Source organism: Zwartia lucis, assembly GCF_965234455.1.
In the GTDB taxonomy this organism is placed as follows: domain Bacteria; phylum Pseudomonadota; class Gammaproteobacteria; order Burkholderiales; family Burkholderiaceae_B; genus Zwartia; species Zwartia lucis.
In genome coordinates this window covers 497,732-510,766 of record NZ_OZ248474.1, presented here as the reverse complement: position 1 = coordinate 510,766, position 13,035 = coordinate 497,732, and the positions used below count along the sequence as shown (strand labels likewise).

The following is a 13,035-nucleotide window of genomic DNA, read 5'->3' as shown; positions in this document are numbered from 1 at the left end:
GCCGATGCTGGGAGCGCATCCCGGAGGAACCCGGGATCTATCCCGATTCGGCTCCAATCGATTTTTGGAGCTTTTTTATGAATGCCATTCCTAAGTTTCTAGCTGCGACCGCCGAAGTTGACGCAGCCGCGGTCGCCCCCCTGCCAAAATCACGCAAAGTCTATGAAATTGGGTCACGTCCCGATATCCGTGTCCCGTTTCGCGAAATCGAGCAAGAAGATACTGGCACTTCTTTCGGTGGAGAAAAAAATCCTCCTCTGACCGTTTACGACACCAGCGGCCCCTACTCAGACCCGTCAGTCAACATCGATATTCGTCGCGGTTTGCCAGAGCTGCGTCGCGCCTGGATCGAAGAGCGCGGCGACACTGAATTGTTGAGCGGTCCAAGCAGCACCTATGGACAGGAGCGCTTGGCCGATCCAAAATTGACCGCAATGCGCTTTGATCTGCAGCGCCATCCGCGTCGCGCTAAAGCGGGCGCCAACGTGTCACAAATGCACTACGCACGACGCGGGATCATTACCCCTGAGATGGAATTTGTCGCGATTCGCGAAAATCTCCGTCGCGAGCAATACATCGAAAGTCTGCGCGCCACGGGTCCCGAAGGCGAAAAAATGGCCAAGCGGATGTTGCGCCAACATGCAGGTGAGTCTTTTGGCGCCTCGATCCCCCATCTGATCACACCCGAGTTTGTGCGCGACGAAATCGCACGTGGTCGCGCCATCATCCCCGCCAACATCAATCACCCCGAAGTCGAACCGATGGCGATCGGTCGCAACTTCCTGGTGAAAATAAACGCCAACATCGGCAACTCCGCAGTCAGCTCCGGCATCGCCGAAGAAGTCGAAAAAATGACCTGGTCGATCCGTTGGGGTGGCGACACCGTGATGGATTTGTCCACAGGTAAACACATTCACGAAACACGTGAGTGGATCGTGCGTAACTCTCCCGTGCCAATCGGCACCGTGCCTATCTATCAGGCCTTGGAAAAAGTCGACGGCAAAGCTGAAGACCTCACTTGGGAGATTTTCCGAGACACACTGATTGAGCAAGCTGAACAAGGCGTGGATTACTTCACCATCCATGCAGGTGTGCGTCTGCCCTTTATTCCCATGACCGCCGACCGTATGACCGGCATCGTCTCGCGAGGCGGCTCGATCATGGCCAAGTGGTGTCTCGCACACCACAAGGAAAGTTTCCTGTACGAGCGTTTCGAAGAAATTTGCGAAATCATGAAGGCCTATGATGTCAGCTTCTCTCTGGGAGATGGCCTGCGCCCAGGCTCAGGCTTTGATGCCAACGACGAAGCACAATTTGCCGAACTCAAAACGCTGGGCGAACTCACCAAGGTGGCGTGGAAGCATGACGTTCAAGTCATGATCGAAGGTCCCGGACACGTGCCGATGCAGCTCATCAAAGAAAACATGGAGATGCAACTCAAGCATTGTGACGAAGCGCCTTTCTATACGCTCGGACCACTGACCACAGATATTGCGCCAGGCTACGACCACATCACCTCTGGCATTGGCGCAGCGTTGATCGGCTGGTACGGTACCGCCATGCTCTGCTATGTGACGCCAAAAGAACACTTAGGTCTGCCCAACAAAAAAGACGTCAAAGATGGCATCATCACCTACAAAATCGCTGCGCATGCGGCCGACTTGGCCAAGGGTCATCCGGGCGCCGCGATTCGTGACAACGCTCTGTCCAAGGCACGCTTCGAGTTCCGCTGGGAAGATCAGTTCAATTTGGGTCTGGATCCTGACACCGCCAAAGACTTCCACGACGAGACCTTACCCAAGGACTCGATGAAAGTGGCGCACTTCTGTTCGATGTGCGGTCCGCATTTCTGCAGCATGAAAATCACGCAAGATGTACGTGACTATGCCAAAAAACTGGGCGTGGAAAACGATGCAGCCCTCAAAGTCGGCATGCAAGAAAAAGCGGTCGAGTTTGTGAAAAAAGGTTCTGAGATTTATCACAAAACCTGATCTGGAGATCCACCAACCATGACGCGCAGGCTCCCCTTAATTGATGCAGCAAAGGGGATCGCCTGTCTTGTCATTGTGGTGCATCATTTAGCGGTGTACGGCCCAATGTCTGAAGTCATTGGTGCCGCTTATCCACAGCTGATCGATGCGCTCGTTGTCTACGGTCGCTTAGCCGTGCAACTCTTTTTTGTGGTGGCGGGCTATTTTGTTGCCTCACAATTTTCGCCTAACGGGCTCACGACACCCATTCATCCAGGTCCGTTGGTCTGGAAACGCTACAAGCGCCTCATCACGCCCTTTCTCTTTGCTGTCACGCTCGCAGCGCTCATCACAGCCTTTGTCCGTCCGTGGTTTCAACACGCTTCGCTTTCAGAGGCGCCCACTGTCGGCCAACTCCTCGCACACCTCTTTTTAATCTATGATCTTATCGGTCTAGAAGCGCTTTCTGCCGGGGTTTGGTACGTAGCGGTGGACTTCCAGTTGTTTGCCCTCACCACGGTGCTGATTGCGCTCATTCATAGGATGCCCGCGCGATGGCACAGCCTGTTCCCTGTCGTGGTCGTAGCCCTCTCAGCGTGGTCATTGTGGCACCTGAGTCTGCACGCACGCTATGAGATCGCAGCCCCTTACTTCTTTGGGTATTACGGGCTCGGCATGCTGGCGTACTGGGCGGCGCGCACGCCTGCCAAAGGTTGGTTTTTGGTCCTCCTTGCCTTGCTGGGTCTGATCGCACTCGGTATCGAGTTTCGTAAATCTGTCGTGACTGCAACGGTCAGCGCACTCATACTGAGCATTGCCAGTGCGCGCGGCTGGTTGGAGCAATGGCCACGCTCAGCCAGTTTGCATTGGCTAGGTGAACGCTCCTATTCGATCTTTTTAATTCACTATGGGTTGATCATCGGCGTCAATGCGGTTTGGAGCGTATGGTTTCCGAGCGGCATCCTGATCAATGCGCTTGGTATCGTGGTCGCCGTGGCCGCATCCATTGCCGGCGGTGCGGTTCTCTATCGTTTCGTAGAGTCCCGACCTAACGTACTCGGCATGAACCTCACCACTGCAATACTCGTCACGGGCGTATTGGCCACAATGGCGCTTGAATCCTACGCTCGCTAAGTAGATGGCTGCAGTGCTCTTGCACTGCACCGCCCCACTCTTCTAGCCAAGGTTCGGTGCCAAGGTCCGTTTAACATCCACCGCGGTCCGACCTGAACGCTTAACGTAGTCCTCGACTTGGTCCTCGCCAATCGGACCCACGCTAAAGTATTGTGACTGCGGATGACTAAAGTAAAAGCCCGAGACGCTCGCCGCGGGATGCATGGCGTAACTCTCCGTCAGCATCATCCCGATATCTGCACCATCCAGAACCTCAAACATCTCGCGCTTGACCACATGCTCAGGGCATGCCGGGTAGCCCGGTGCAGGTCGAATCCCGACATAGGCCTCCTTAATCATTTGTTCATTCGTTAAGGACTCGTCAGGCACATAACCCCATAGATCCGTCCGAACACGCGCGTGCAAAGCCTCGGCAAAGGCCTCGGCCATCCGATCTGCCAAAGACTTAAACATGATGGAAGAGTAGTCGTCATTGTCTTTTTCAAATTCTTTTTCTTTCTTATCGACCCCAATCCCTGCCGTCACTGCAAACAGGCCGATATAGTCCATCACACCCGAAGACTTCGGTGCGATAAAGTCCGCCAGGCATTTATTTTCAACACCCTCGCGCTTGATGCCTTGCTGACGTAATCCGCGCCAAGTAAAAAGCACTTTTTCACGTGTCTCGTCTTGATAGATTTCGATGTCATCATCATTGACCGTGTTGGCAGGATAAAAAGACACTACGCCATTGGCCGTCAGCCAACGACCATCGATGATGCGTTTGATCATCGCCAAGCCGTCGATATGGACCTTGCGCGCCTGCTCACCTACGATCTTGTCATCGAGGATCGCGGGATACTGACCAAACAAACTCCAGGTCTGAAAGAACGGGGTCCAGTCAATAAAACGAGCGAGCTCAGAGAGATCAAAGTTTTTAAACGTACGTCGACCGATAAACTTCGGACGCGGTGGCTGATACGCCGACCAGTCAAGCTTTGGCTTAGCCGCGCGCGCATCCAGCATCGACATCAACGGTGCGATCTGACGATTGGCATGGCGACGACGGACGTCCTCGTACTCGACGGCAAGTTCTTGCAAGTAATTATTGGCAGTTTCTGACACCAAATTCTGTGCCACGCCAACAGAACGGCTGGCATCTGGCACATAAATCACCGGGCCCTCGTAATGCGGTGCGATCTTGACAGCCGTGTGCACGCGACTTGTGGTTGCACCACCAATCATCAGTGGCATCTTGCGGCTACGGAAGTACTCGTCGCGCTGCATTTCGCTGGCAACATAGGCCATCTCTTCGAGACTTGGCGTGATCAGACCCGACAACCCGATGATATCAACCTGTTCGGCCTTAGCGCGATTGAGGATCTCGGCCGCAGGCACCATCACACCCATATTGATGACTTCGAAGTTATTACATTGAAGCACCACGGTGACGATGTTTTTACCAATGTCGTGCACATCGCCTTTGACGGTTGCGATCAGAATCTTACCCTTGGCGCGCACATCTCCACCTGCCGCGGCGATATGCTTTTTTTCCTCTTCGATAAAGGGCACGAGATGGCCGACCGCCTGTTTCATCACGCGCGCGGACTTGACCACCTGAGGCAAGAACATCTTGCCTTCGCCAAACAAATCGCCCACGATATTCATGCCGTCCATCAAGGGACCTTCGATCACCTCGATCGGGCGGCCACCTCGGTCAGCGATCTGCTGGCGAATTTCTTCGGTGTCCTCGATGATGAACTGCGTCATACCATGCACCATGGCATGAGCTAGACGTTTTTCAACAGTCTGCTCACGCCAGGTGAGGTCCTCTTCGCGCTTGGCACCACTGCCTTTGACGGAATCTGCAAACGACACCAGTCGCTCGGTCGGCGTGCGCGTGTCATTCGCTTCAATCAGACCGACAGGCTGTTGACGATCCAACACCACATCCTCGACCAGATCACGCAGCGTTGGCGAGAGTTCTGCGTACACACCTAACTGTCCCGCATTGACGATACCCATCGTCAAACCTTCGCGGATAGCGTAGTACAAGAAAGCGGTATGAATTGCTTCGCGCATGGCTTCATTGCCACGGAACGAGAAACTGACGTTAGAGATGCCGCCTGAGATGCGCGCGTGCGGCAGCGAGGCGCGGATCCACTTGGTCGACTCGATAAAATCGACCGCGTAATGATTGTGCTCATCGATCCCTGTTGCGATCGCAAAAACATTTGGATCAAAAATAATATCTTCGGGTGGAAAGCCCACCTCGTTGATCAACAAATTGTAGGCACGCGTACAAATCTCCTGACGACGTTCTAGCGTATCGGCCTGACCTTTTTCGTCAAAAGCCATCACGACCGCAGCTGCGCCATACAGACGGCACAAACGCGCTTGCTTGAGGAAAGGCTCTTCGCCTTCTTTGAGGGAAATCGAGTTGACGATCGACTTGCCCTGCACGCATTTGAGTCCCGTCTCGATGACGGACCACTTCGAACTATCAATCATGATCGGCACACGCGCGATATCGGGCTCGGACGCGATCAAATTTAAAAAGCGATGCATACATGCGGCCGAATCCAACATGGCTTCGTCCATGTTGATATCGATGATCTGCGCACCGCTCTCGACCTGCTGGCGTGCAACGGCAACCGCTTCGTCGTATTTTTCTTCGCGAATCAAACGCGCGAACATTTTGCTGCCGGTCACGTTGGTGCGTTCACCCACGTTGACAAACAAGGTCTCACCATCAATGTTGAGCGCCTCTAGTCCAGACAAGCGTGTCTTGACGGGGATCTCGGGCACGATCCGAATCGGCAGACTGCTGACCTTGTCCGCAATAGCTTTAATGTGCTCAGGTGTTGTGCCGCAACAGCCACCTGCAACGTTGACCAGACCCGAACGTGCAAACTCCTCCAATAAAGCTGATGTATCCGCAGGCGTCTCGTCAAACCCGGTCTCGCTCATTGGATTGGGCAAGCCCGCATTCGGATACACGCAAACATAGGTGTCACAAATCTTGGCTAACTCAGCGATATAGGGGCGCATCAGCGCCGCGCCTAAGGCACAGTTCAGACCGATGGTGATTGGACGGGCATGACGAACCGAGTTCCAGAAACCCTCTACCGTTTGGCCAGACAAGATACGGCCTGAAGCATCCGTCACGGTCCCGGAGACCATCACAGGCAAGCGTTCACCGCGTGCTTCAAATACCTCTTCGACAGCAAAGATCGCCGCCTTGGCGTTCAGCGTATCAAAAATCGTTTCAATCAAAATCAGATCCACACCGCCATCGAGCAAGCCATTGAGCTGCTCGATGTACGCGATACGTAACTCGTCAAACGTCACATTTCGTGCGCCCGGATCATTGACATCAGGAGAAATGGAGGCCGTCTTGGGTTGCGGTCCCAACGCACCCGCAACAAAACGCGGACGCTCAGGCGTGCTGAACTTGTCGCAGGCCGCACGCGCTAAACGTGCCGAATCCAGATTCAGCTCGTAGGCAAGCTCGGGCAAGTCGTAATCACCCTGCGCAATTGAGGTAGCACCAAATGTGTTGGTCTCCACCACGTCGGCACCGGCCTCGAAGTACTGTTCGTGGATCGACTGAATAATGTCGGGACGCACGAGCGACAACAATTCGTTGTTACCTTTGACATCTTTGCCATGGTCTGCAAAACGACTGCCGCGAAAGTCTGCCTCGGACAATTTGTAGGTCTGAATCATCGTACCCATCGCGCCATCGAGAATCAAAATGCGCTCGGCTAATAAACGAGCAAATGCCGCGCCGCGGGTGTAACGCTCGATGGGGTAAGGCAAGCTTGGATAGGTCATGATTGTTACGCAGTGAGATAGCCTGTTAGTTTAACAAAAGGGTGGCTGTGATACAGTGATATCAGAATTGGTGCTTTCGGTGCGAAAACGGTCTTGCCACAAGCAATATCGCGCATTGGGAAAGTTAAACGGGAAACAGGGAGAACGATCCAAACGGATCCTCGTGCCTGTGCTGCCCCCGCAACGGTCAACGTCCGGTCCTTCAACAATGAAGCCCGCCTGACGCCAGCCCGATACCGGCCAGTTTGAGTGGAAAAGGTGTTGAACACCCTATCTTTTGAACGTTCAGGATGTGCGGGGACGCACATCACTACGAGGTTTATCATGCATCATTCTCCCAACCGGGCCACCCCCGGTCGCTCAACTATTGCCCTTGCGATCTCTACGGCTTTAAGCCTAGGAATCGGGCTGACTGCACTCACCACCCCGGACGCGCTGGCTCAGCCTACGCCCATGGACCCAACCCCAGTCCCCAAGCTTGCCACCATCGTCGTGACCCCGACACGCGCACCTGAACCTCTCTCGCAAACCCTGGGCGACAACAGTGTGATTTCCCGGGAAACGCTCGAAACGCTTCCCAACGGCACGCTCTCGGAGGCGCTCTCGCGTGCGCACAGCATCGAAAGTGTCAACTTAGGCGGCCCGCAAACCGTCAGCACGATCAATATTCGCGGTACCAACAGTAACCAATCGCTCATATTGATTGATGGCGTGCGCGTCAATAACGCCACCAACGGGCTACCTCCGCTCAATGCGATTCCGCTCAACAGTATTGAGCGTATCGAAATCGTGCGGGGCACTAGCAGCAGCTTGTATGGTGCGGACGCGATCGGTGGCGTGGTCAACATCATTACGCGCAGCGAAACCGACCGACCCTTTTCGGCCCATGCCAATGCCGGTATTGGCACCTATGCTTCGACCCAATACGATGCGGGATTTTCCGGCGCCAAAGACGGTTGGAGCTACAGTTTGTTTGGTGGCTATGGTCAGAGCGGCGGCTTCAATGCCACCACCGCATCCAATTATTATCAAAATCCAGACAGTGATTCGTACTACCGCAGCAATCTGGGTGGCTCACTCGGTTACACCTGGAAACCCGGACAAACCTTAAGCTTTCAGACCTATCAGTCCAAAGTCAATGGCAGCTACGATATGGGCGCGCCTTTCTTTGGAGACCGCGGGATTCAGACACTCAGCAACAACATCCTGACAAGTCGAAATGTGATTTCCTCGTTTTGGACCAGTACGCTTAGAGCCAGCTTAAGTACCGATACCTACAAAACCGTCAACGTCGACGCCTCGCAAAATTTCTACAACACGCCGGACGGTAAACAGTTTTTCAAAACCAATCAAAGTCAGTATGTTTGGCAAAACGACTTGACCTTTTCGCCGACGCAAATCGTCAGCCTGGCCTTCGAAAGACTCGACCAACAGGTCGATGGCTCGCTAGTCGATAACATTTCACCTGGCGTCGTCAACTATCAGCAAACCTCGCGCTTTACCAACTCGCTTTTGGCGATTTATCGCGGCACCTGGGGCCCTCAGTCCGTGCAAGCGAGCGTGCGCAACGATGACAGCTCACAGTTCGGAAACGTCACCACGGGCAGCCTGAGCTATGGTCTTGCGCTGACGCCACGCTGGAAGGCGAGCATCGGCGCCAACACAGGCTTTAGGGCCCCAAACTTCAATGAGCTTTATTGGCCCGTCACGCCCTCCTTTTTAGGGAATCCAACCCTAATACCTGAACGCTCGCAAAACATTGAAGCAGGACTCAAGTACACCACCGACAACACCCAACTTGGTCTCACACTTTATCGCAACAACATCGATAATCTCATTTTGAACGAACCCACGATTCCGGGTAATGTATTTTCGGCCTACACACCGATGAACATTGATCAGGCGTTAATCACGGGCATCACACTGACCGGCTCACAAAAGATCGGTCGCAATACTCTGGTGAAAGGTAGCTTCGATTGGTCCAACCCACGCAATGCCACGACGGGGGAGCTGTTACCGCAACGCGCACAACGCGTGTTTAAAATGGCCGTAGACCAAAGCTTGGGGCGCGCTCGGCTGAGTGGTGAGTTTTTCGTCACCAGTCAGCGTCAAGACGCGCTCACGAGTGATACGCTGGGTGGCTACAGCCTGATGAATATCGTGGGCAGTTACCCGCTCACAGAAAACACAGAGGTCCAGGTGCGCTGGAACAACGTCTTCGCCAAGCAATACACCCTCGTCCAGGGCTACGCGACGCCAGGCTCAAACGTGTTTGTAAACTTGGCGATGAAAATGTAGTGTTTAGAGGCAATATGACGTGTTGAAAAACACCTTCAACGTGCTTGTGGGTTTGATGGCCTGTCTGTCCGTCCTCCCACACGCCTTTGCTCAAATCAGCGTCACAGATGATCGCGGCGCGCGTGTGCAACTTTCCGCACCTGCCCGTCGCGTCATCACGCTTTCACCCCACGCGACCGAGCTTGTTTTTGCAGCAGGCGGTGGCACGTACATCGCCGCCACCGTCGATGCCAGCGACTTCCCAAAGGCAGCCCGCACCTTGCCACGGATCGGCGCAGGCTTACAGCCCGAGCCAGAGCAGCTTTTACGCCTCCGGCCAGACTTACTGATTGGCTGGCAAGCCTCGCAATTTTCAACCCTCCATAGCCTGCGTATCCCCTCATTTTTAAGCGCCCCCAAGACGCTCAACGATGTACCCGATACCATTGAAAAATTAGGCGCTCTTTTAGATACGGAGGAAATTGCTCGAAATCGCGCAGCTGAGCTCCGAACCCTGCTTGGCGCTTTAGAACAAGCACCGCGCCCTACTTCGCCTGTGCGCGTCTTTTTACAAGTCGGAGAAACGCCCGAATACACCCTCAATCGCACGCATTTATTGTCGCAAGTCATCGAAGCCTGCGGTGGCCTCAATATATTTGGTTCAGCGACGGCGATCGCGCCTAAAATTAGCGCTGAAAGCGTGCTGGCACAGCGCCCAGAGCTCATTTTGCTCGGCAGAGTCGGGGCGTCAGCACAACCCGCCTTGGATCCCGCGACACAAAAGTACTGGTCACGCCTGAATTTACCTGCCGTACAGGCTGGCCAAAGCTACGTGATGGATTCGGATGTACTCTATCGTCCCGGCCCAAGACTTATCGAGGCTGCGCAAGCGATTTGCAGCATGATTCAACAAGCCCGAAAATAACGGGTGACGCCCTAAAACCGAGAAAGCTTATGAAGAACTCCCACCCTACCGACAGTTTGGTCATCGCAGGCAAGGCCTACCAATCTCGACTCCTCGTCGGTACCGGTAAATATCAGGATTTCGAACAAACGCGCTTGGCGATCGACGCCAGCGGTGCCGAAATCATTACGGTCGCGATCCGCCGTACCAATATCGGTCAGCACGCCAACGAGCCTAGCCTGCTCGAGTATTTACCGCCCCACCAATTCACCTTGCTACCCAATACGGCGGGTTGTTATAGCGCCGAAGACGCCGTCCGCACCCTGCGACTCGCACGCGAACTGCTCGATGGACACCGACTCGTTAAACTCGAAGTCCTCGGCGATCCACATACCTTGTTTCCAAATATGCCCGAGACACTCGCCGCAGCGAAAACTCTCGTCGCCGAGGGTTTTGACGTGATGGTGTATTGCACCGACGATCCTGTGCAATGCCGCATGCTTGAGGATATTGGCTGTGTCGCTGTCATGCCTCTCGCCTCACTGATTGGCTCCGGCATGGGCATTCTCAACCCCTGGAACTTGCGTCTCATTATTGACCAAGCGCGCGTGCCGGTCCTTGTTGACGCTGGGGTCGGCACCGCCTCCGATGCAACGATTGCCATGGAGCTTGGCTGCGATGGTGTACTCATGAATACTGCCATCGCAGGTGCGCAGCAACCCGTCTTGATGGCCAGCGCCATGAAAAAAGGAGTCCAAGCCGGTCGCGAAGCCTTCCTCGCCGGACGCGTCCCCCGCAAAACATACCAGGCCGCGCCGAGCTCGCCCACCACAGGGTTGATTACCCCCAAGAGCAGCACATGAGCGCCCACGAATCGACACGTCAGATTCCCAATACGCTAACGATTGCAGGCATGGACCCCTCCGGTGGTGCGGGCATTTTGGCGGATGTCAAAGCGATGAGCGCGCTAGGTGCCTACGCTTGCGCGGTGGTCGCCGCCCTGACAGCTCAAAACACGCAGGCGGTGACGGATATTTCGCCGGTCAATCCCCAATTTGTTCGGGCACAGCTCGATACGCTGTTTGCGGATGTCACGATCCATGCCGCAAAGATCGGTATGCTCGGTCAAACAGGCGTCATTGAGGTGGTGGCCGATCGGCTAGGACACTTCAAGCCCGAACACATCGTCTTGGATCCCGTCATGGTGGCCAAGAGCGGCGACCTGCTACTCGAACAAAAAGCCGTCGGCGCGCTGAGAGAGCAGTTGCTACCCCTTGCCACCATCCTGACACCAAATCTGCCTGAAGCGGGCGTTTTACTAGAAATGCGCAGTGTCGAGACCGTACGAGAAATGCGTCGCGTTGCCGAACGTCTGCGCAACCTGATGACGCACTCTGGACACCGTTGGGTGCTCGTCAAGGGCGGTCATCTCCCTGGGAATGACACCATCGACATCCTGCACGATGGTGATCAGATGATCGAGTTGCCCGGTCATCGCATCCCGACGCGCAACACGCACGGCACAGGCTGCACCCTCTCCTCTGCGATCACGGCCCTCTTACCACAAACGCAGTCCGTACCCGAAGCCACTCAGAAAGCAAAAGACTACTTGGTTCAGGCGATTTTGCATGCCGAGGACCTGCGTGTAGGTCAAGGGCATGGCCCTGTTCACCACTTTCACCAACTCTGGTCAGGAAAACCCTTACAATAAGGGTTTTCCGCCATGTGACATTGTTAGGCGACTGACTTGTTGCCCCGTTGATTTTATGAAAGCCAATACTTTGCCTGATATCGAGCGCGCGCGCATCAATATGATCGAACAACAGATTCGTCCTTGGGACGTTTCTAACAGCAATGTGCTTGAGGCGCTCTTTAACGTTAAACGTGAGCTCTTTGTTCCCTCGAGCTACCGCGCTTTCGCGTTTTCGGATCTTGAGATTCCGTTGACCATTTCCTCGGGGGAAACGCATCAGACGATGCTCGCACCCAAGCTCGAAGCCAAATTCACACAACTGCTTCAGCTCAAAGAGGATGACTGCGTACTCGAAGTCGGCACGGGTTCCGGCTATCAGGCCGCCTTGCTGGCGCACATCGCACGCGGTGTGACGTCCGTTGACATCGACCCACGTTTGGCCGCTTTTGCACAGCTCAACCTTCAGCAAGCAGGCATTTCAAACGTCAAGGTTGAAATAGGTGACGCGAGCAACGGCTGGGGGACAACCGAATATGATGCGATTTTGGTGACCGGCGCGGTGGCCGCCATACCGGATGCGCTCAAGTATCAGCTTTGCGAAGGTGGGCGTATGGTGGTTGTGGTGGGTCAAGCCCCTGCGATGACGGCTTACTGTGTCACGCGGACAACTGCTGCTAGTTTTGAAACAACACCCCTGTTTGAAACCGTCATTAAACCTCTGAGCGGCACGCGTCCATCAAAGTTTAAGTTCTAAGTTTGTCGAATCTTTGTCACCAAGGCGGTCGTCGAACGCGCAAACTCGAACGGGATTGCGACTGCTTTGCCGCCCCATGACTCCACCAGCTTGGTTTCTGCCAAGGTCTGCATGTCGTAATCGCCGCCTTTAACGATGAGATCTGGTCGGAGCAAGCCGATCAACGCGACAGGGGTGTCTTCATCAAAAAAAGTCACGGCGTCGACGCACGCTAGCGAAGCAAGCAAAGCCGCACGATCCTGCTCGTGATTGAGGGGCCGATCCGCTCCCTTGCCCAAACGGCGCGCCGAGGCGTCCTTATTAATCGCCACTACTAACGTGCCGCCAAGCTGGGCGGCCTGATCCAGATAGGTCACATGGCCACGGTGCAAAATATCAAAAACACCATTCGTAAACACCACTGGGCGAACCCAATCCCCACGGGCGATGTGTTGTGCACAGGCCTGAGGAGACAAGATTTTGCTTTCAAACCGGGCAGCCATCAACA

Annotated in this window: 9 protein-coding genes and 1 riboswitch; of the genes, 7 read left to right on the top strand and 2 right to left on the bottom strand. The window is 54.6% G+C overall.

Features of this window, described 5'->3' with window-relative positions; translation table 11 throughout:
- Positions 1 to 77 precede the first annotated feature (77 nt).
- Both thiC and AC8GE9_RS13205 read left to right on the top strand, forming a co-directional pair.
- Positions 78 to 1,991, top strand: coding sequence for a phosphomethylpyrimidine synthase ThiC (thiC, locus tag AC8GE9_RS13210; RefSeq protein WP_506677602.1), 1,914 nt, complete (start codon positions 78 to 80; stop codon positions 1,989 to 1,991).
- An 18-nt stretch (positions 1,992 to 2,009) separates the two neighbouring features.
- The gene (locus tag AC8GE9_RS13205) at positions 2,010 to 3,104 is read left to right on the top strand and encodes an acyltransferase family protein (protein ID WP_506677601.1); all 1,095 of its coding nucleotides are present in this window, start codon (positions 2,010 to 2,012) and stop codon (positions 3,102 to 3,104) included.
- Between the two features lie 42 nt (positions 3,105 to 3,146).
- Here AC8GE9_RS13205 and metH read toward each other — a convergent pair whose 3' ends face one another.
- Complete coding sequence (gene metH / locus AC8GE9_RS13200) at positions 3,147 to 6,920, bottom strand: methionine synthase (RefSeq protein WP_506677600.1); 3,774 nt, start codon at positions 6,918 to 6,920, stop codon at positions 3,147 to 3,149.
- Positions 6,921 to 6,991: 71 nt separating this feature from the next.
- A riboswitch (cobalamin riboswitch) is annotated at positions 6,992 to 7,179 on the top strand.
- A gap of 65 nt (positions 7,180 to 7,244) precedes the next feature.
- Between metH and AC8GE9_RS13195 the strand changes: the two genes are divergently transcribed.
- From AC8GE9_RS13195 to AC8GE9_RS13175, 5 genes are read left to right on the top strand one after another with little or no spacing between them, the layout of a single operon-like run.
- A complete protein-coding gene (locus AC8GE9_RS13195) occupies positions 7,245 to 9,218 on the top strand; it encodes a TonB-dependent receptor domain-containing protein (protein ID WP_506677599.1) in 1,974 nt (657 codons plus the stop codon).
- A gap of 19 nt (positions 9,219 to 9,237) precedes the next feature.
- Positions 9,238 to 10,122 (top strand): ABC transporter substrate-binding protein, encoded by an 885-nt coding sequence (locus AC8GE9_RS13190; protein ID WP_506677598.1) that lies wholly within the window; start codon positions 9,238 to 9,240, stop codon positions 10,120 to 10,122.
- 29 nt (positions 10,123 to 10,151) lie between these two features.
- On the top strand, positions 10,152 to 10,964 hold the full coding sequence (locus AC8GE9_RS13185; protein ID WP_506677597.1) for a thiazole synthase: 813 nt from the start codon (positions 10,152 to 10,154) through the stop codon (positions 10,962 to 10,964).
- On the top strand, positions 10,961 to 11,812 hold the full coding sequence (thiD, locus tag AC8GE9_RS13180; RefSeq protein ID WP_506677596.1) for a bifunctional hydroxymethylpyrimidine kinase/phosphomethylpyrimidine kinase: 852 nt from the start codon (positions 10,961 to 10,963) through the stop codon (positions 11,810 to 11,812). Before AC8GE9_RS13185 ends, thiD begins: the two co-directional genes overlap by 4 nt.
- Before the next feature lie 55 nt (positions 11,813 to 11,867).
- Positions 11,868 to 12,548 (top strand): protein-L-isoaspartate O-methyltransferase family protein, encoded by a 681-nt coding sequence (locus AC8GE9_RS13175; protein ID WP_506677595.1) that lies wholly within the window; start codon positions 11,868 to 11,870, stop codon positions 12,546 to 12,548.
- Here AC8GE9_RS13175 and rfaE2 read toward each other — a convergent pair.
- A complete protein-coding gene (rfaE2, locus tag AC8GE9_RS13170) occupies positions 12,545 to 13,033 on the bottom strand; it encodes a D-glycero-beta-D-manno-heptose 1-phosphate adenylyltransferase (protein ID WP_506677816.1) in 489 nt (162 codons plus the stop codon). The two genes, AC8GE9_RS13175 and rfaE2, sit on opposite strands and share 4 nt — an antisense overlap.
- Positions 13,034 to 13,035 lie beyond the last annotated feature (2 nt).